This is a genomic window from Chitinophagales bacterium (genome assembly GCA_019694975.1).
Taxonomy (GTDB): domain Bacteria; phylum Bacteroidota; class Bacteroidia; order Chitinophagales; family UBA10324; genus JACCZZ01.
The window spans coordinates 137,707-156,902 of record JAIBAY010000001.1; the positions used below are offsets into that span (position 1 = coordinate 137,707).

Below are 19,196 nucleotides of genomic sequence, written 5' to 3' on the forward strand. Positions count from 1 at the left end.
ACGGGAGCATCGTTTCTCCTGATTACTTCCGGTTAATAATGAATGCTTGTACAGTTGTAAAATAAGAAATATTATTACCATAATACCACTGTTTGGCCTGAAAAACTTATACATCACCCGGTGTGTTGCCTCAAAACAAACTTCGGTTTGCATGTATAGAACATGAACCTTCAACACCTGAACTTCCATGTCAAAACCAAAACGCATCCCTAACCTCGTTTATTCGGATGGCAACGGACAGATCAGCGATGATCCGGCGTTGCTGATGTCGGGCCGTTCCGGTTTTGATGCCGTTGCATTAACAGTTGATGATTTTATTGAATTGCCCGAAGGCAGTGATCTTTTTGAATTACCTGGCCGTGTACCGATTGGGTTTAACAAAAAAACAGGCGCACTTACCTTTTGCGATAAAGGTGTTGCTGTGGCGGCACAAATGGCTCCGGCGCATACACAGCTTTACCTCTCGAGTTATGTGAAAGAAAACAACGATGCACCAACGCTTCCGCTATTTGCTTATACCGCTGTCGGCTGGCTCGATGGCAAATACTATGTTCCGGCTGTACGGATTGACGCTGATATCCGGCAGGAACCAAAAGGATTTAATCACTTGCTGGTGGAAGAAGGCGTTAAGCAGCTGACTGCGAAATTTCCCGGTAACAGGCTGTTGCGGCACATAGGAAACAATTGTGCGCTGACTTATTTCTGCCCTGCAGCGCGGAATTTCTTCCTCAACAGGTTTGAAGCACCTGTTCCTACCTCACCTGCCTGCAATGCCAACTGCATTGGCTGTATTTCCTTTCAACCTGAAGAAGAGAGCATTCAGAGCACACAGGAACGTTTAACATTTAAGCCGACAGCAAAGGAAATTTCCGAGTACACAATAGATCATCTCGAAAATGCTCCACGCCCCATCATTAGTTTTGGACAGGGTTGTGAAGGCGAACCATTGCTGATGTGGGAAACCATCCGCGATTCCATCCGCGCGATCCGGAAAAAAACACAAAAAGGCAGCATCAACATCAACACGAATGGCAGCATGCCGGACGCTGTTGAGCAACTTTGCAAAGCAGGACTGAACAGCATTCGCGTAAGCACCAACAGCGTCAGGAAGCATATCTATGAAGCATATTACCTTCCGAACAATTATTCATTTGAAGCCCTTGCAGAGTCGATTAAAGTGGTGCGCAGGTACAATGGCTGGGCTTCAGTCAACTATTTTGTTTTTCCGGGCATGACAGACAGCCGAGAAGAATATGAATCGCTCCGTCAATTTATCCGCGACACGGATCTGAATATGATTCAATGGCGGAATTTCAATATTGATCCCGACTGGTACCTTGAACGAATTGGCATCAGCGATACCGGAGAAGTTTTGGGTGTAAAAAAGGTAATGGATCTGATCAAGGAAGAATTTCCTCACATAACCTACGGTTACTTTAATCCTCCTATGGAAGTAATGAAAGAACACCAGAAAGCACTTACTGTTTAAGGCCTGAATAATTCTATGTGCAAAGTAATGCGGTGAAGTGTTTGCTCACTTTATCATAAGCCGGTTCAGTACTTCTTCAAACCGGCTTCAACTGCTTTAATTTTTCTTTATCTGCTTAACGGCATCTTCCACGTTTTTGACCGGTAAACGGCATGACTTGTTCACGCACACATAAATCAAGGTTTCATCCTTTACATATTTATGCTCCAGCAATGGCAAGGTGCTTTCTCCCAAACTGCCAGATAACATAATATCAGGCAGATAATATTTACCAAATTCAATCCTTCTGTTTACCGCATCTTTCCCTATCACAGCAACTTCGTAGAAAGGAGCAGCATAGTTCATCAGCAGCATACACCAATTAGCGTAACTGCTTCCCCATTTCACCACGCTTCCCTGCATAGTGTGCATCATTTGGGCAGCAATGCCCAGGTATTGCTGGCTATCAAAGTAATTGCCCAGCAGGAAAAGATTATGCGCCATTACTGAATTGGAGGAAGGAATCACATTATCCTGCAACTCCATCTTTCGCGCAATCAGGGCGGCATCAACATCAGAGGTAAACCAGAACATGCCGGTACCCTCTTTCGCATCATAAAAATGAATGACCGCATAATCCGTTAGCTGCCGTGCCTTTTCCAGCCATTGCAGATCAAAAGTTGCTTCGTATAGAGCTATGCATGCATCGATTACAAATGCATAGTCTTCCAAAAAACCGTTGATGGAAGAAGTTCCGTTTTTATAACTGTGCTGCAAGCCGCCATCAGGCCGTAACTGCCTGCTAAAAATGAACTGCGCATTGCGAACCGCTGCTGCCAGAAATCGTGGCTCATCAAAAGTTGTATAAGCATCCACATATCCGCGCACCATCATAGCATTCCAGGAAGTTAGCGTTTTATCATCCAGCCCGGGATGAATGCGTTGTTCGCGCACTGCCAGCAATCTTTGTTTCATCACCTGCAGCTTATTGTTCAATGCTTCTTCACGCATACCAAAGGTTGCCGCCACATGCTGATCAGATTCTTTCCGCAGCAGAATATAATGATCATCCTCCCATAGTCCGTTTTCATTCACGTTGTAATATGCCGCGAATATTGGAAAGTCATTTTGCAGTATGCTTTGCAATTCTTCTTTCGTCCATATATAATATTTGCCTTCCTTCCCTTCAGCATCGGCATCAAGCGCCGAATAAAATGCACCTTCATCCGTAGTCATTTCACGGTTGATCCACTCCAGCGTCTCGTAAACAACTGACTTGTATAGCGGATCAGCATTTTCACGGTACGCATTACAATAAAGCGAAATTAACTGTGCATTATCGTACAGCATCTTTTCAAAGTGTGGTACTTTCCATAATGAATCAACCGAATAGCGTGAAAAACCACCGCCCAGGTGATCATAGATGCCGCCAAATGCCATCTTCTTTAAGGTTAGATCAACCTGCTTTTTTACGGAAACATCAACGTTTGCCACAGCGTACCGGAGCAGGAACTGATAGTTGTTGGGCAGCGGGAACTTGGGTGCATGCGATGGCCCGCCATCCACTTCATCAAAATATGGCCGCCATCGCTCGACGGTTTCATCAATTGTTTTGTAACTGAATTCAACCGGCTCTGCATTTAATTTGATCAGATCACTTTGCTGAATTCCGGCTGTTAGTTTCTCTGCATAATCATCAGCCTTATGAGGGTCATTCTTGTAAAGATCGGCAAGATTCAGGAGTACATTCTGCCACTGCTTGCGTGGAAAATAAGTGCCGCCGTAAATAGGCCGTCCATCAGGCAATGCAATACAGTTGAGCGGCCAGCCTCCACTGCCTGTCATCAGCTGAACAGCATTCATATACACCTGGTCAATATCCGGGCGCTCTTCACGATCCACTTTTATACAGACAAAATTTTCATTCATTATTTTCGCCGTTCCAGTATCTTCAAAAGACTCATGCTCCATCACGTGGCACCAGTGACAGGCGGAATAGCCGATGCTGATGATCAATAACTTATTTTCGGATTTGGCCTTATCCAATGCTGCTTCACCCCAGGGATACCAGTTTACCGGATTGTGTGCATGCTGCAACAGATACGGACTGCTTTCATGGATGAGTTGGTTGGTGTAGGCATTTTTAATCTCCTGATTTGACTCCATCTTATCTGATTTGCTTGAAGGAATGTTATTGCCTGACTGTCGCAGACAGGAGGTTACCACCAACCCTGCACACAGCAGCCATGTATAGTTGAATTTCATTTATCTTATCATTAGCCAACTACCCGGCAATGGCGCGTGAAACACATCCATCATTTTGCCTGGAGCAGTTTGCGGGCTGCTAATGCAGCGGCCGTTTTTTAACCATACCACCTCTCGTATCACTGATTGCCTGTTGAATAATAAATGCATGCCGGTCCACCTTCTCCACCTCATTTTTCAGCTTCTGCACCTCCAGCCGCGTAATGACGGTAAAAATAATATCCAGGTGAAGGTCATGATGATGATGACTGCCAAAACCCCTTTTTCCATTATAGATCGTTACGCCACGGCCGAGCTTTTGAATTACTACCTTACGGATGGCTTCACTGTGCTCAGATATAATGGTTACACCGGTATATTCTTCAATACCGGTAATAATAAAATCCACCGTCTTACCTGCTGCCAGGTAGGTGAGCATGGCATACATGGCTGTTTCAATATCGATCAGCAATGCTGAGGTACTGAAGAGCAATAAATTGAAAATCATGATCACATCACCGACAGACAACGTTGATTTTTTACTGATATAAATGGCAAGTACTTCAGTGCCGTCAATCACCGCACCACCACGAATGCAAAGGCCAATACCGGCCCCCAGGAAAAAACCACCGAAAACAGAGACCAGCAATGGATCAAAAGTTACTTCAGGAAAAGGAACTAAAGCAAGCACGATAGCAAGCCCGGCAATGGCAGCCATTGTTTTAAATGCGAATAAGACCGACACCTGCTGATAGCCCAACAGGATGAAGGGTATATTGATGGTAAGAATCAATATCGGGAGCTGGATACCAAACATACGATTCAACAGCAATGAGATTCCCGTTACGCCGCCATCGAGGAATCCGGAAGGCAGCAAAAATCCTTTAAGCCCCAATGCTGCGGAAAAAACTCCCAGCACGATGATGGTAGTCTGTCCAATATATTTCCACAAGAAAATTCTGTTGAGCAGGAGATTGCGGGTTTGGGATTTATTCATGACCGTCAGATTTTATCGGAAGTTATCCGGCAAGAATATGCATTACATGACAAATCATGGAATAAAATTATTTTTGCAGCCGGTTTCAATACGATTCTCCGGCCCCGTAGTTCAATGGATAGAACGGAAGTTTCCTAAACTTTAAATGCAGGTTCGATTCCTGCCGGGGCTACAGGTTTCGTTCATGGCAGGCATCAGGTATCAATGCGCAAAAACGCAGCAATGCAGTGCTGCAGCAAGCATATGCTTCCCGGCAGGCTTGTTCTTCAAATATTGGTGCGGCTTATATAAATGGCCATTCCGCAGATTCAGTGGTTGCCATATGCTTAACTTCGCGCGATAGCCCTTCACTTGCCAGCCAATTTCAATCATATTGCGCCTTATTATGATGGACTCGCTAAAATTATATTTGGCAATAAATTACAGGCGGCGAAAAAAGTATTCCTGCATAAGATACCTGCCGGCGGATCAGTTTTATTAATGGGCGAAGGAACGGGAACCTTGTTGACGCACCTGTTGCGTATAGATCCGGCGCTCAACATGGACTACATTGATCCCTCCATTAAAATGCTGGAGCTTGCCAGAAAAAAAATACGGGCTGAATATGTTGATCAGGTTCAATTTATAGCCGGAACGCACCAAAGCATTCCACCTCAAAAAAAATATGATGCCGTATTGGCTTTCTTTGTGATCGACTGCATGCAGCAACAGGAGGCCATGGAATTCGTGCATTCGCTGACTGTTGTATTAAAACAAGATGGCTGTTTGCTTATGGCTGATTTCTTCCTTCCGCGAAATCTTTATCAACAGCTGCTTTTATGGCTGATGTACAGGTTTTTCAGTGTAGTTGCAGCAATTAATACGACAAGTTTGCCGGAGTATGATAGTTTATTCAATTCAATAGTATTGGCAGAAGAAGGAAGGCATAATTTCATGAAAGGATTCATACAATCACGGTACTATCGAAAAAGATAAAAGTGGTCAATTTGTTTTTCGCACATATCGCGCTGTTTACCACAACTGTCCTTGCCATTAGCGGAATAGGAAACATTGAATATGGTCTAAACAGCTGTGATGATGGCCAGGTTACCAGGCAAGGTCAACAAACAAGCGGTCCTTACCATCAAATTCAGGCGCCTGTATTGAAAGCACTTTCATGGGTGTTGCAGAAGTAACTCTCAACGCATGCACAGTTTGGGGAGGTATGTAAATTAAATCCCCCGCTTTAACTTCGATGGTCTTACCGCCAAGAAGCATTTTACCCGCACCTTCTAAAATAAATACATTTTCAGAATGCGTTGCATGCAGATGCGGTTTCACTTCCTGCTTAATCCAGATTACAAAACCGGAAACATTTGAATCAGATTGCAGTGGTTGCAGATAGATATTGTCATATGCACCACCGGGTAACAATGCGCCGGTTTCAGTATGTGTTTGTGCAGCTGCTCTGAAATTCATCAGCACCAAAACCGCAACCAGTAGCTTCATATTTGCTCGTCGTTTATGGAAGATAAAACGTAATGACCACCCGAATCCCAACGACTGAACTTTAGAAAATAATCTAACTGCTCATGCGCTCAGGCAACCTTCAGGTGGCGCAATTTAGATTTATCAATCTTTTCTTGTGCCAGCTCAAGCGTAACAGTAAACTGCTTAATGTCCTTTTTAGAGGGAATGGTGAACATAATATCCGTCATGATGGCTTCGCATATCGACCGCAATCCGCGTGCACCAAGCTTGTATTCAATAGCCTTCTCTACGATAAATTCCAATGCGGCATTTTCAAAGGTGAGTTGAACGCCTTCCAGTTCAAACAGTTTCTTATACTGCTTCACAAGGGCATTCTTCGGTTCGGTGAGGATACGCAACAGTGCATCTTTATCCAACGGCTCGAGATAGGTAACGATGGGAACGCGGCCAACCAGTTCAGGAATCAATCCGAATCCTTTTATGTCCTGTGGTGTAACGTATTGAATAAGGTTGCCGCGATCAACTTTATCACGTTCTTTATCCAGCTTATAACCGATGACGTGCGTTTTGTTGCGTTTGGCAATGATCTTATCAATGCCTTCAAAAGCGCCGCCACAGATAAACAGGATGTGTGTTGTATTCATCTTCACCATCTTCTGTTCAGGATGCTTTCTGCCACCCTGCGGAGGAACCAGCACATCAGTACCCTCCAGCAATTTCAGCAATCCCTGCTGCACGCCTTCGCCCGATACATCGCGCGTGATGGAAGGGTTATCATTCTTCCTGGCAATCTTATCAATCTCATCAATATAAATGATTCCTTTTTCAGCCGCCTGAATATTGTAATCGCAAACCTGCAGCAGGCGGGTCAGTATGCTTTCCACGTCTTCCCCAACATACCCCGCTTCCGTAAATACCGTTGCGTCTACAATGGCGAATGGCACATTGAGAAACCGCGCGATGGTTCGGGCCAGCAATGTTTTGCCCGTTCCCGTATCGCCCACCATCATGATGTTTGACTTCTCAATTTCCACATCATCCTTGCCAATCTGATCAAGCCGCTTATAATGGTTATACACAGCAACAGCCAACACTTTTTTCGCGTCTTCCTGTCCAATGATGTATTGGTCGAGAAATGTCTTAATCTCTTCCGGCGTCTTGTATTCCGGCGCTGTGGTCATTGTTGCACCATGCTTGCGCTCACCCAGTTCCTCTTCAATGATAGTGAGTGCCTGCTCCACACAGCTTTCACAGATGTACGCATCTTGTCCGGATATAAGGATAAGCGTATCTTCTTTGCGCTTTCCGCAAAACGAACATTTTTCAGCTGTCTTTTTCATATTGTTATCTTTCAATGGCTCCTGTTTAACAGAGAATAAAATCCATCATTCCGTTGCATCTGAATGGAGGGGAATGGCGGTACCTCCTTTTACTTTTTATCTTTTTTGTCTTTTGTTCTGATCAGCACTTCATCAATCATACCATAGTCTTTGGCTTCTTCCGATTTCATCCAGTAGTCACGGTCTGAATCCTTTTCCACCCTTTCAATCGGCTGGCCTGTATGCAGGGCGATGATTTCATACAGTTCACGCTTCGTTTTCATTATTTCCTTGGCCATTATTTCGATATCACTGGCCTGGCCTTCCGCCCCGCCCATTGGCTGATGAATCATTACACGGCAATGTTTTAATCCGGTGCGGCTTCCTTTGCCGCCAGCACACAACAATACGGCCGCCATGGATGCAGCCATACCCGTACAAATGGTGGCCACATTCGGGTTGATATATTGCATGGTATCATAAATACCAAGTCCTGCATAAACAGATCCGCCAGGGCTGTTGATATATATCTGGATATCGCGCTTTGAGTCTACGGAATCAAGGAATAACAGCTGAGCCTGAATCACGTTCGCCACGTAATCATTAATGGCTTCTCCCATAAAAATAATCCGGTCCATCATAAGGCGTGAGAAAACATCCATGGATGCCACATTCATCGGACGCTCTTCGATAATGTAAGGAGTCAGCCCGGTAACAGATTTACGCATATAATTTTCAAGATGCATCGTGTCCATGCCTTTGTGGCCCACTGCATACTTCATGAATTCATTTTGATACATATCGTTAGGTTTTAGATTTTAATGGTGAAAAAATTCGTGTTCACTAACGGGCTTTTCAACCGCTGTAATTTTGCTCTTCAACACTTCAAAGATTTTATCGTTCATTACCTGGTCTTGGATTCTTGCCAGATATTTTTCATCATTCAGGAGCGAATTGGCAAGCCTGTCCAGCGCTCCGGGATCATTCTCGAAAGCTGATGCGCCTCCGTAATAATTGGTAATATCCAATTTAACCCTGGCACTTATTTCATCAGGAGTGATACTTATGTTGTTATCGCGTAAAAGCTTGTCGTGAATCAGGTCCCACTTAACCTGCTGCATGGCCTGCGCGATTTGCGCATCATTCAGTTCTTCTGTATCCGACTGCCGGTTGGAATTGATCAGCTTTCGGAGGAAATCAACCGGCAGGTTCATACTTGTTTCCGCCAGCAGGTAATCCTGTATCTGTCTTTCAAACCGCGTATTGGCAAACTTATCATACTCTTGTTTAAGATCGGAATGGACACGGGCCTTCCATTCTTCTTCTGAATGAACTACCGCTTCACCATACACCTTATTGAAAAAATCCTGGTCAGCAGCAGCTTTCTCAACATGACTGATATTGATCAGTGAAAAACGGAAGCGGTCATGCATGTGTTCGGCTGTATGATGATCCGTTTTCAGAATATTATGAATGATCAACTCCATATTATTATCAAATGCCGTCTTAACAGACAGATCGGTACTCTCTTTCTTTTTCAGGTTTGTAAGCAATTGCCTGGATACCTCATCTTTTACCAACTTGATATTAAAAGAGGAGGTTGCATTTATTCCCCCATCCTTTATTTCACCATTTTCATCCAGTTCTTTCCATTCTCCGTATAGAATGTCATCTAGCCCAACTGTTTCCGGGTAACTCCGCTCACCGTGAATTGACCTGAGTCGTTCCATCTCTTCAGTAATCATTTCGTCGCTGATCTCAAGCACATGCCTGTCCATCGTCTTGCCATCGATCAACGGCAACTCAAATGGCGGAATCAGTCCCAGTTCAAATCCAAAATCATACGCCTGCAGCCGGTTCACATCAAATTGTTGCTGCCTGACTTCATAAGGAATCGGTTGACCCAGCACTTTCAGATCATGTTCCCTGATATACGCCAGCACTGAATCATTCAGCAACTTATCAAGTTGTTCGGCCAAAACTGAATTGCCATACATCTTCTTTGCTATGCCAACCGGCACCTTGCCGGGTCTGAAGCCGTTCACATTCATTTTTTTACTCAGCGACTTGATTTCTCCTTCCAGCTTCGTTGCATAATCTTCCGGAATAACATTTACCACCAGCTTCAGGTGGTTATCATTCATTTGTTCTTGTGTGATGTTCACTTTTCTGGTTCTTGGTTTTAAGTATGAAATATTCACAGAAACCAGCTGATTTTAACCCCAGACGTTTCTGTGAAAAAATAATTTTAAGTCTTAAAGACACGGGACTCAACCCCCCACGCCCTGCTCCATCCCGACTCGGCCGGGATGCGTCTGCCCATAATACGGCACTGCTCGTTCCCATTTCGCTACATGCTGCCACAGCGTGCACCTCTCTTACTTGTGCGGATAAAGGGACTCGAACCCCCACGCCTTTCGGCACCAGATCCTAAGTCTGGCGCGGCTACCAATTACGCCATATCCGCAAGTCACACCCATCTCATATCAAAGTTGTCACGGAAAGCCGCAAAGGTAATGATTTGTGGCTTGAATACGCGGTAAGGACGGAAGATGATGCCACCGGTTACAGTGCTGTAATTAGCGGGGAGATATAGATAAGAATAAAAAAGCCGCTCAAGCGCTCCGGGGGGGGGGATTGTATCAGGACAAAACCGGAAAGTAAAACACCAAAAACTATCCGGAAGAGGGAGTGTGCTTGAGCGGCAATTCTTTAAATGAACTAAATGATTACCCAAAAGTAGGTAACTTTTTTACTAAACCAAATTTTTGATAATTTTTTTTCAAAGAAAGTTCAGGGCACAAAAAACCCCGCCGGAAGCGGGGTAAATCTGGAGGAATATACAACGTATGGAAATGCTAATTTTCCAGCAGGCCATTCATCACCGCATATTTCACCAAACCTGCTGTATTCTTCACACCAAGTTTGCGCAGCAGGTTTTTACGATGGGTAATGATAGTCATTGGACTGTTGTTCAGTTTTTTTGCTATCTCCACATTGGTCAGTTCCTGTGCAATCAACCGCACAATATCCAGTTCACGTTTGGTTATCTCTGCCTTGCGCGGAAGATTGGCTACCGGCTCCTTCTCATTTTCATCAAACATTTTTTCAATCAGTTTCATCGACATTTCGGCACTCAGATATTTCTCACCCTTGTAAACATGAGCAATTGCATTGATCAATTCCGCTTTCCCGGTTGTTTTAAGCAGGTAGCCCAATGCGCCGGCACGCATCATTTCGGATACAGAATCCGCATCATCTGACATGGTGAGCCCGAGAATTTTCATGTCGGGAAATTGCGCCCTGATCTTGCGCGTGGCTTCAATTCCATTCATATTAGGCATACCTACATCCATCAGCACCACGTCCGGAACCTTAAGCTTTAAGACCTGCATCAGGGACGTTCCATCACGGGCTTCACCAACCAATGCAACTTTTTCAGAATCCCTGATCAGTGACTTGATCCCTTCAATGAATATCTGATGGTCATCTGCTATTACTACTTTGATCTTAGATTTCATAAACTGCAAAATAAAGAAGAGTTTCGAAACAGCGATGATTTTTAATTAACATTTTAGACTTGATCTCCAGCGTGTAATAGTTCAGGCACGGCAACTCCTTCAATGCCGCGTGAAAGAAAATGGCAATTGAATATCTTTAACCGTTTGTTAAATTTACTCAAGTAAATAAAAACTAGTCCCGGCAGGAGGGCATACGCCATGCAAACTGAAAAGGCAAAAATTACCATGCCGAAGTCACCGGTCACACCTGCCATCTCCATCCAGGAGCATGAAAAGAAGGAGATTCTCCATCAATACCGCAGACTATTGCAGGCGCTGAAACCGCAATTACAGAAAGGTGACCGGAAAATGATCCGCCTTGCTTTTGAGATAGCCTATGATGCGCACAAGGACATCCGTAGAAAATCAGGTGAGCCATACATCCTCCATCCGCTGGCCGTGGCACAGATTGTTGCCAATGAGATCGGGCTGGGAGCCACGGGTGTGATCTGCGCCTTGCTCCATGATACAGTGGAGGATACAGAAGTAACACTGGAAGATATTGAAAGGGAATTCGGGAAAGCCATAGCGGAGATTATTGAAGGCCTCACCAAGATTTCTGTGATTTTCGATGTGCACGGATACATTCAGGCAGAGAATATCCGCAAGATCATGGTTACACTCTCAAAAGACGTGAGGGTGATCCTGATCAAACTGGCGGACCGGTTGCATAATATGCGCACCATGGAATCCATGCCGCGCAACAAACAGATTAAAATTGCATCTGAAACTATCTACCTGTATGTGCCACTGGCACACCGGCTTGGTTTATTCGAGATAAAATCTGAGTTGGAAGATCTGGCAATGAAATATAGCGAACCAAAGATCTACAGCCAGATTTCTGATAAAATTATTGAGTCGAAAAAAGAACGAAACAGACTCATTGCTGAATTCATCAAACCGATTAAAGATGAGATGACCAGCCAGCATATCAACTTCAGAATTTTTGGAAGGCTTAAAACGGTGTACTCTATCTGGCGAAAGATGCGCGAACAAGGCGTTCCGTTTGAAGAGGTGTATGACAAATTCGCGATCCGTATCATCATACAAACGGAACACGAAAATGAAAAATCAGATTGCTGGCGTGTCTATTCTATCGTATCAGATATTTACCGGCCTAATCCTGACCGGCTGCGCGACTGGATCTCCAACCCTAAAGCAAATGGCTATGAAGCACTGCATACTACTGTGATGGGGCCAGAAGGAAACTGGGTGGAAGTGCAGATACGCACCGAGCGCATGAATGAAATTGCAGAGAAAGGATATGCGGCACATTACAAATACAAGGAGAAACAAAGCTCCGACACATCTATTGATGAATGGCTGAAAAAGATCCGCGAATTGCTGGAAAACCCGGACACCAACACACTTGATTTTATTGATGATTTTAAACTGAGCCTGTTTGCGGAGGAAATTTATGTTTTCACGCCAAAAGGAGAACTGAAAATCTTACCCGCCAAATCTACGGTGCTCGATTTTGCTTTTGAGATTCATTCCGATATCGGGCAGCGTTGCATTGGCGCAAAAGTGAATCATAAAATAGTACCGATCAGTTATCAGTTGTCCAATGGCGATCAGGTTGAGATACTCAGCTCAAAAAAACAGAAACCGGCTGAAGATTGGCTTCAATATGTAGTTACAGCCAAAGCTAAATCAGGCATCAAGAATGTATTGAAGGCGGAAAGAAAACGTATTGTGGAAATAGGGAAAAAAGCGCTGGAAAATATCTTCCGGGAAAAAAAGGTTGCCTTCAATTCCCATAACCTCCATAAGGTGCTCGACTTTTTTAAGATACCCGCTGTCAACGACCTGTTTTACAGCATCAGCGTCGGTAATTTCAAAATCAGCGATATGGATAACTTCATCCGGGTAGGTGATAATATTGAATTGAAAGATCAGTCTAAAACAACGGATGAAAATGTGGAACTCGCCATTAAAAACAAACTGGTCAGCAATTCCAGCCTGTTTGTATTTGGTGATGGCGCAGAAACGGTGGATTACAACCTGGCCGGCTGTTGCAAACCTATTCCCGGTGATGATGTGTTCGGATTTGTAAACAAGAATAAGGATATCGAAATCCACAGAACCAATTGCCCGCGGGCTATAAATGCCATTTCAAAATATGGTTATGACATTGTGCGCACGAAGTGGACCAAGCAGCATCAGATAGCCTTCCTCACCGGACTCAAGTTGACAGGCATTGATGATGTTGGTGTTATGCAGAAAATTACCAATGTGATTTCCGGCGACCTTAAAGTAAATATGCAGTCAATAACCATTGATACCAAGGATGGCATCTTTGAAGGTATCATTAAAGTCTTTGTAAAGGACACCTTCCACCTTACTGAACTGATGGATAAGTTGCGCCAGCTCGACGGCATCTTAAGCGTCGCCCGGTTTGAAGAACAACCTTCCATGAATTAACAGCATACGGATAAGCCTGATATCCCTGATCACTCCATAATGGTGGAAAAATGCCATTTGATGATTGCATGGTTTTAACTTACGTTTGTCCTTTCAAGGAAATAATGAAACAGGAAAATCTACTACCGCAGGTCCAACAGCTCTTTGCTGAATACCTCGAATTAAATCATCAGCGGAAAACCACGGAGCGGTTTGCGATCCTGACAGAGATTTATTCGCGCAATGATCATTTTGATGCGGAATCCCTTTTCCTTGAAATGAAGAAGAAGCATTACAATGTAAGCCGCGCTACAGTGTATAATACGCTCGACTTGTTGCAGGAATGTGCATTAATTACCAGGCATCAGTTCGGGAATAACCAGGCACGATTTGAAAAGTCATACGGTTTCCGCCAGCACGATCACCTGATCTGCCTTGATTGCCATAAGGTGCTGGAATTCTGTGACCCGAGGATTCACCAGATCACGACGCGCATGGGCGATTTGCTGAATTTTGAAATTGATCACCATTCCCTGATTTTGTACGGTCATTGCCGTGGATGTGATGCCAAAGACAACCTTCAGCACACCAAACAAAAAAAGGATGCTGCTGCCAGACAGGGAAAGCGAAAGCCGTTTGTTAAAAATCAACTTGCATAGATGGATTATGTAGTTCAGAAAGTGGAGCAAACAGTAATCATGATGCTGCAGGGCAAGTTGATGCATGAGCAGCAGACCGCGCAAATCCGCAACAGGATTGCAGAAGGGCTTTCCGGAAATGAAAGAAAATTCATTTTTGATTTGAAAAGCCTTGAATTTGTTAACAGCACCTGTCTCAATTTCCTCGTTGCTTCCCGCAATAAAATTGTGGAGCAGGGCGGAGAACTTGTGCTGTGTAATGTTTCCGATCAACTCAAAAAACTACTGGTTATGACGCGGCTCGAAAGTTATTTTAAGATTGCCGGCCGTACTGCGGATGCCATGCTCCTGCTAAACGATGCTTACAAAAGCTGATTATACTGGCCACTAAAATGAATCATTAACTGATTTCAAAAATTCAATAAACATACTATGGCTGTTGATGTGTTGCTGGGTTTGCAATGGGGTGATGAAGGCAAAGGCAAAATTGTTGATTTCCTTGCCCCTGACTATGATGTTGTTGCCCGGTTCCAGGGTGGCCCCAATGCAGGGCATACCCTCAATATTGAAGGAAGGCGAATTGTATTACGTACCATTCCGTCTGGCGTATTTTGTGAAAGGCCCTGTAACCTGATCGGCAATGGCGTCGTAATAGACCCGATTGAATTTCTCAAAGAAGCCAAAGAACTGGAAGCTATTGGCATCGACCTGAAAAAAAAACTGAAGCTATCGCGAAAAGCACATCTCATTATTCCCACCCATCGCCTGCTTGATGCTGCTTCCGAAGCAGCCAAGGGGGAAGAAAAAATCGGTTCAACACTAAAGGGAATCGGACCGGCTTATATGGATAAGACGGGCCGCAATGGTTTGCGTGTTGGCGACCTTGCTTCGCCGGAACTCCCTGCTTTATATGCAAATCTTAAAAAGAAACATCTCGATCTGCTGACACTTTATAACTATGCTGCTGATTTTAATCAGCTGGAACAGCAATGGTTTGAAGGCGTGGAATACCTGCGTTCTCTTGATATGGTGTCTGGTGAGTATTTCATCAATGAAAAGCTGAAAGAAGGTAAACACGTGCTGGCTGAAGGAGCACAGGGCTCAATGTTGGATATTGATTTTGGAACCTACCCGTTTGTCACTTCATCTAATACAATTTCAGCCGCTGCCTGTACCGGCCTCGGTATTCCGCCAACTGCCATCCGGGATGTGATGGGTATCATCAAAGCTTACTGCACAAGGGTTGGCGGCGGACCGTTTCCGACTGAGTTGTCCGATGAAACCGGCGAAGCACTGCGAAAAGCAGGGCATGAATTCGGCGCTGTCACAGGCAGGCCGCGCCGTTGCGGATGGCTCGATCTTGTGGCAGTTAATTACACTTGTATGCTCAATGGCGTCACCAAACTTATTATTACAAAAGCTGACGTGTTGAATATTTTTGACGAGATAAAGGTGTGTAATGCATATGCTATTAACGGAACAGTAACCAGTGCCGTGCCATTCGATATTACTTCCGCTCCTATTGATCCCGTGTATGAATCGTTGCCGGGCTGGAAAACAAATCACGGTATGAAGAAAGCAGCTGATTTGCCGGAATCATTACATGCATTTATGGAGTATGTGAAGCAAAAGACAGGCGTGCCGGTTTCCATTATTTCCATTGGGGCAGGCAGAGATGAGCTGGTTGCATTCTGACAATTGAGAAATAGTCATGCCGCAAGGTTTTCGTGAATACATTATAAAATATATTCCTGTAATGCTGAGTGCACCATCCGGATTTGACTGCGAAAGCAGACTGGTGCCGGACCAAGAACTGCTTCGGACAAGGTGATGTATTTTATTTTTTCATCTCCTGATTACCATACTGTAACATAACTATTTTGCAGCATTGCGGATCTTTCGCGAGATTGCTCTGGGCGGCAATTGCCGGCATGCGGCAATGATGAATTGATGAAGGAAATGGCCGCATTTTTTTCGTTGGAAAAAATTTGAAAATCTCAAAACTTAGTTCAAAATTTACGATCTAAATTTTTCTGCATGAAAATCTCCAAAGGAAAAGCCCCTGCTAAGAAAGTTGCAAAGAAATCTGCACCGGCTAAAGCTGCAAAAGCAAATACGAAAAAGGCAACTCCTAAAGCGGCTTCTCCTTCAAAAGCAACAAAGAAGACGGTTCCTGCCGTAAAAAAACTCCCGGCAAAAAGTATTGGACCGGCTACCGTTAGCCGCAAGAAACCAAAGGATGACCTGGATGATGATCTGAAGGAGTTTATGCATGATGAAGACGATATTCAGCCCATCAAGAAATCACGTAAAGACGATTTGGGAGATGATGATGATTTTAAAATGGAAGATGATTTTAAAATGGAAGATGATTTGTCAGAAACCTTTTCTGACGACGACGATGATGATTACTGATGCTTCATGTTACGACGTCAACCCTTTTCAGTTGGCTGATGTTTGTTAATCTTCTGATTTCCTCTTGCTGCCCTCTGTTTTGATCATGCAAATTTGACTTTCATGCGGAATTCTGCAGCATTTCCAGCAGGAGATATCAAGCTCCTCAAAAAAAAACTGTTGCACTGGGCCGCAGATATTTCTCCCGCAGTTTTTATTGATCATAATGCTTATACTCATTTTCATCCTGAAATTGACTGCCTGGTAGCAACCGGTGCTATCCATTCCTTTGCACCTGAAGGCGGAAATGTATTTACTTCCCTGAAAGCATTTGTTGATCAGCAGCACGACTGGTTATTTGGATATCTTTCCTATGATCTTAAAAATGAAATAACGCCGCAACCGTTGCCGGCCAACCCGCTGATTGCTGACTATACCGGCTTTCCGCAAGCATATTTTTTCAGACCCCGGCACGTGCTGCAAATCATTGGTGAAAAACTTATCATAGCATCAACCGATGATCCATCAACGTTGTTTGCCTGCATAAATAGTACAACAATTCATGAAACAACTCCTTCCGGTGGTACGGTTGCGAACCGGGTAAACAGGCAAAGCTATATGGCTGATGTGCTGAAGCTTCAGCAACATATCCTGAATGGCGACTTGTATGAAGTTAATTTGTGCCAGGAATTTTACATTGAAAATTATATTGCTCATCCCGCTGCATTATTTGAACGGCTCAATGATATAAACCCTGCTCCATTTGCAACTTTCTTCCGGCTAAGTGATCATTACCTGCTGTCGGCGAGCCCGGAGAGGTTCCTGAAAAAAACAGGCCATACCATCACCTCACAACCTATGAAAGGTACACGGCAGCGCCATGCTTTGGTAAGCGATGAGGTTCAGCGTGAGCAATTGCGCAACGATCCAAAGGAAAGAGCGGAGAACGTGATGATCGTTGACCTCGTGCGCAATGATCTTGCAAAAAGCGCTGTACCGGGTTCGGTAAAAGTGCAGGATCTTTTCGGCGTCTTCACGTTCCCTACAGTTCATCAGATGGTTTCAACAGTTACCGCTGAGCTTCGCCCGGAGGTGCATCCTGTAACAGCCATAAAAAATGCTTTCCCGATGGGGTCAATGACCGGAGCGCCAAAGATAAAAGCGATGGAATTGATTGAACAATATGAAAAATCGAAACGCGGCCTGTTTTCCGGAACAATCGGTTATATCACACCGGCCGGCGATTTTGATTTCAGCGTGGTGATCAGGAGTATCCTGTATAATGCCACGTCAAAATATCTTTCATTCCAGGCAGGCAGTGCCATCACCTATGATTCCGTGGCTGAAAAAGAATATGAGGAATGCCTGCTGAAAGCGAAAGCATTAATTGCAGCGCTCCAATAAAATGGCCTTGATCCCGCATCTGTATACTCTTTAAAGCATCAGCCTGGCCGGTACATCTTACCGGGCAGGGCTATCACCACTCCCTGGAATTCAAGTGCCAGCAGTGCGGCAGCAAGCTGACTGCCTGAAAGACGCATTCTCCGCGCAATTTCATCTACATGAACCGGTGGTTTTTCCCCAATCAATGTCGCAATCGCTTGTTCCGTCTCATTCAGCTCAACAAATAATTGCTTTTGCTTTGCAGTTACTGATTTTTTATCAATCCATCCGGACAGATAGGCAATATCGTTCGCACACTCGACGAGGTTTGCTTTGTTGCTTTTAATAAAATGGTTGCATCCTTCCGCATACTTGTCACCCACTCTTCCGGGTACGGCATATACATCACGGTTATAGGAATTGGCTATTTCAGCAGTGATGAGTGCGCCGCCTTTCACCGCAGATTCAATCACCACGGTCGCGTCCGCAATGCCTGCAACAATCCTGTTGCGCCTGGGGAAATTCTCCCGGTCAAATGCATCTGAACTCTTGAACTCGGTGATAAGCCCTCCGCACTCAAGCATTCTGACAGCGGTGGCACGGTGTTGCGCAGGATACAACCGGTTTAATCCGTGAGCCAGTACACCGATAGTAGGCATATTGTGAATAACAGCTGCACGGTGTGCGCAGATGTCAATCCCATAAGCAAGGCCACTCACTATTGTTACCCCAAAAGGCTTCAGGTCCTCCACCAGTGTTTCCGTGAATGCTTTACCATAGTCTGACGCATGCCTTGTACCAACTATTGACAGCATTCTGCCCGCATTCAGTTGAATATTTCCTTTGACATACAGTATAACAGGACAGTCCAGAACAGTTTTCAGCCTTTGGGGATAATCATCATCCAAATAAAATAGCATCCTGATCTTATTCTTTTCAATGAATGCCAATTCCCTTTCTGCTGCAGCAAACTCACGAAAAGACAGTATTGATCTGGCACGAACCTCATCAATTCCGGGTACTCTGAGCAAGTCATGCTTCTTTGACTTAAATATTTTTTCCACGCTGCCGCAATAACTTACCAGGTTTTTTGCCAACACATCACCAATATTCGGGATTAGCGTCAGCGCTAACCGGTAGAGTTGTTCATTTGATTGCATGATAACCAGGTTGAAAAATATAATGATACAATGTTTATACTTTCGGCGGTTGCCTTCACTGTAAATTATTCATTCGATATTGCCAAAGACAGGTTCCTGCCGATGTGTTGCTGCAGCAAAATAATTTTTGAATATAAACGTATCGCTGCTGTTCTAAAAC

General features: G+C 44.4%; 16 protein-coding genes and 2 tRNA genes. 9 read left to right on the plus strand and 9 right to left on the minus strand.

Annotated elements, in window-relative coordinates; translation table 11 throughout:
* Positions 1–187: 187 nt before the first annotated feature.
* The gene (locus K1X61_00460) at positions 188–1,489 is read left to right on the plus strand and encodes a radical SAM protein (GenBank protein ID MBX7107096.1); all 1,302 of its coding nucleotides are present in this window, start codon (positions 188–190) and stop codon (positions 1,487–1,489) included.
* A 96-nt stretch (positions 1,490–1,585) separates the two neighbouring features.
* Here the strand turns inward: K1X61_00460 and K1X61_00465 are convergent, their stop codons facing one another.
* Complete coding sequence (locus K1X61_00465; protein MBX7107097.1) at positions 1,586–3,733, minus strand: thioredoxin domain-containing protein; 2,148 nt, start codon at positions 3,731–3,733, stop codon at positions 1,586–1,588.
* Between the two features lie 79 nt (positions 3,734–3,812).
* The gene (locus K1X61_00470; protein MBX7107098.1) at positions 3,813–4,709 is read right to left on the minus strand and encodes a YitT family protein; all 897 of its coding nucleotides are present in this window, start codon (positions 4,707–4,709) and stop codon (positions 3,813–3,815) included.
* A gap of 100 nt (positions 4,710–4,809) precedes the next feature.
* On the opposite strand from K1X61_00470, the gene K1X61_00475 reads away from it, so the two are divergent.
* Positions 4,810–4,881 (plus strand) — tRNA-Arg (locus K1X61_00475).
* A 179-nt stretch (positions 4,882–5,060) separates the two neighbouring features.
* Complete coding sequence (locus K1X61_00480; protein ID MBX7107099.1) at positions 5,061–5,684, plus strand: class I SAM-dependent methyltransferase; 624 nt, start codon at positions 5,061–5,063, stop codon at positions 5,682–5,684.
* Positions 5,685–5,795: 111 nt separating this feature from the next.
* Here the strand turns inward: K1X61_00480 and K1X61_00485 are convergent, their stop codons facing one another.
* The 6 genes from K1X61_00485 to K1X61_00510 form a co-directional block, all read right to left on the minus strand.
* The gene (locus tag K1X61_00485) at positions 5,796–6,197 is read right to left on the minus strand and encodes a cupin domain-containing protein (protein MBX7107100.1); all 402 of its coding nucleotides are present in this window, start codon (positions 6,195–6,197) and stop codon (positions 5,796–5,798) included.
* A gap of 89 nt (positions 6,198–6,286) precedes the next feature.
* A complete protein-coding gene (gene clpX, locus K1X61_00490) occupies positions 6,287–7,519 on the minus strand; it encodes an ATP-dependent Clp protease ATP-binding subunit ClpX (GenBank protein ID MBX7107101.1) in 1,233 nt (410 codons plus the stop codon).
* Positions 7,520–7,608: 89 nt separating this feature from the next.
* Entirely contained in the window at positions 7,609–8,298 is a 690-nt protein-coding gene (gene clpP, locus K1X61_00495) for an ATP-dependent Clp endopeptidase proteolytic subunit ClpP (GenBank protein ID MBX7107102.1), read from the minus strand.
* An 18-nt stretch (positions 8,299–8,316) separates the two neighbouring features.
* On the minus strand, positions 8,317–9,663 hold the full coding sequence (tig, locus tag K1X61_00500) for a trigger factor (protein MBX7107103.1): 1,347 nt from the start codon (positions 9,661–9,663) through the stop codon (positions 8,317–8,319).
* A gap of 220 nt (positions 9,664–9,883) precedes the next feature.
* A tRNA-Leu gene (locus tag K1X61_00505) sits at positions 9,884–9,965 on the minus strand.
* 391 nt (positions 9,966–10,356) lie between these two features.
* Positions 10,357–11,019 carry a response regulator transcription factor gene (locus K1X61_00510; GenBank protein ID MBX7107104.1) on the minus strand — a complete coding sequence of 221 codons (663 nt, stop codon included), beginning with the start codon at positions 11,017–11,019 and terminating at the stop codon, positions 10,357–10,359.
* A 225-nt stretch (positions 11,020–11,244) separates the two neighbouring features.
* Between K1X61_00510 and K1X61_00515 the strand changes: the two genes are divergently transcribed.
* From K1X61_00515 to K1X61_00540, 6 genes are all read left to right on the plus strand, one after another.
* Positions 11,245–13,482 carry a RelA/SpoT family protein gene (locus K1X61_00515; GenBank protein ID MBX7107105.1) on the plus strand — a complete coding sequence of 746 codons (2,238 nt, stop codon included), beginning with the start codon at positions 11,245–11,247 and terminating at the stop codon, positions 13,480–13,482.
* Between the two features lie 104 nt (positions 13,483–13,586).
* On the plus strand, positions 13,587–14,120 hold the full coding sequence (locus K1X61_00520) for a transcriptional repressor (GenBank protein MBX7107106.1): 534 nt from the start codon (positions 13,587–13,589) through the stop codon (positions 14,118–14,120).
* The gene (locus K1X61_00525) at positions 14,121–14,474 is read left to right on the plus strand and encodes an STAS domain-containing protein (GenBank protein ID MBX7107107.1); all 354 of its coding nucleotides are present in this window, start codon (positions 14,121–14,123) and stop codon (positions 14,472–14,474) included.
* A 57-nt stretch (positions 14,475–14,531) separates the two neighbouring features.
* Positions 14,532–15,794, plus strand: a complete 1,263-nt coding sequence (locus tag K1X61_00530) for an adenylosuccinate synthase (protein MBX7107108.1) — start codon at positions 14,532–14,534, stop codon at positions 15,792–15,794.
* A gap of 342 nt (positions 15,795–16,136) precedes the next feature.
* Positions 16,137–16,514, plus strand: a complete 378-nt coding sequence (locus K1X61_00535; protein ID MBX7107109.1) for a hypothetical protein — start codon at positions 16,137–16,139, stop codon at positions 16,512–16,514.
* A gap of 102 nt (positions 16,515–16,616) precedes the next feature.
* Positions 16,617–17,897, plus strand: a complete 1,281-nt coding sequence (locus tag K1X61_00540; GenBank protein MBX7107110.1) for an anthranilate synthase component I family protein — start codon at positions 16,617–16,619, stop codon at positions 17,895–17,897.
* Between the two features lie 38 nt (positions 17,898–17,935).
* On the opposite strand, the gene dprA is transcribed toward K1X61_00540, so the two are convergent.
* The gene (dprA, locus tag K1X61_00545) at positions 17,936–19,036 is read right to left on the minus strand and encodes a DNA-processing protein DprA (protein ID MBX7107111.1); all 1,101 of its coding nucleotides are present in this window, start codon (positions 19,034–19,036) and stop codon (positions 17,936–17,938) included.
* Positions 19,037–19,196 lie beyond the last annotated feature (160 nt).

Excerpts from the sequence above, each read along its gene's own strand:
- K1X61_00485 (MBX7107100.1), bottom strand. The coding sequence starts at position 6,197 with ATGAAGCTACTGGTTGCGGTTTTGGTGCTGATGAATTTCAGAGCAGCT.
- clpP (MBX7107102.1), bottom strand. The coding sequence starts at position 8,298 with ATGTATCAAAATGAATTCATGAAGTATGCAGTGGGCCACAAAGGCATG.
- K1X61_00460 (MBX7107096.1), top strand. The coding sequence starts at position 188 with ATGTCAAAACCAAAACGCATCCCTAACCTCGTTTATTCGGATGGCAAC.
- K1X61_00515 (MBX7107105.1), top strand. The coding sequence starts at position 11,245 with ATGCCGAAGTCACCGGTCACACCTGCCATCTCCATCCAGGAGCATGAA.
- dprA (MBX7107111.1), bottom strand. The coding sequence starts at position 19,036 with ATGCAATCAAATGAACAACTCTACCGGTTAGCGCTGACGCTAATCCCG.
- K1X61_00470 (MBX7107098.1), bottom strand. The coding sequence starts at position 4,709 with ATGAATAAATCCCAAACCCGCAATCTCCTGCTCAACAGAATTTTCTTG.
- clpX (MBX7107101.1), bottom strand. The coding sequence starts at position 7,519 with ATGAAAAAGACAGCTGAAAAATGTTCGTTTTGCGGAAAGCGCAAAGAA.
- K1X61_00465 (MBX7107097.1), bottom strand. The coding sequence starts at position 3,733 with ATGAAATTCAACTATACATGGCTGCTGTGTGCAGGGTTGGTGGTAACC.
- K1X61_00530 (MBX7107108.1), top strand. The coding sequence starts at position 14,532 with ATGGCTGTTGATGTGTTGCTGGGTTTGCAATGGGGTGATGAAGGCAAA.
- K1X61_00510 (MBX7107104.1), bottom strand. The coding sequence starts at position 11,019 with ATGAAATCTAAGATCAAAGTAGTAATAGCAGATGACCATCAGATATTC.
- K1X61_00525 (MBX7107107.1), top strand. The coding sequence starts at position 14,121 with ATGGATTATGTAGTTCAGAAAGTGGAGCAAACAGTAATCATGATGCTG.
- K1X61_00535 (MBX7107109.1), top strand. The coding sequence starts at position 16,137 with ATGAAAATCTCCAAAGGAAAAGCCCCTGCTAAGAAAGTTGCAAAGAAA.
- K1X61_00520 (MBX7107106.1), top strand. The coding sequence starts at position 13,587 with ATGAAACAGGAAAATCTACTACCGCAGGTCCAACAGCTCTTTGCTGAA.
- K1X61_00540 (MBX7107110.1), top strand. The coding sequence starts at position 16,617 with ATGCGGAATTCTGCAGCATTTCCAGCAGGAGATATCAAGCTCCTCAAA.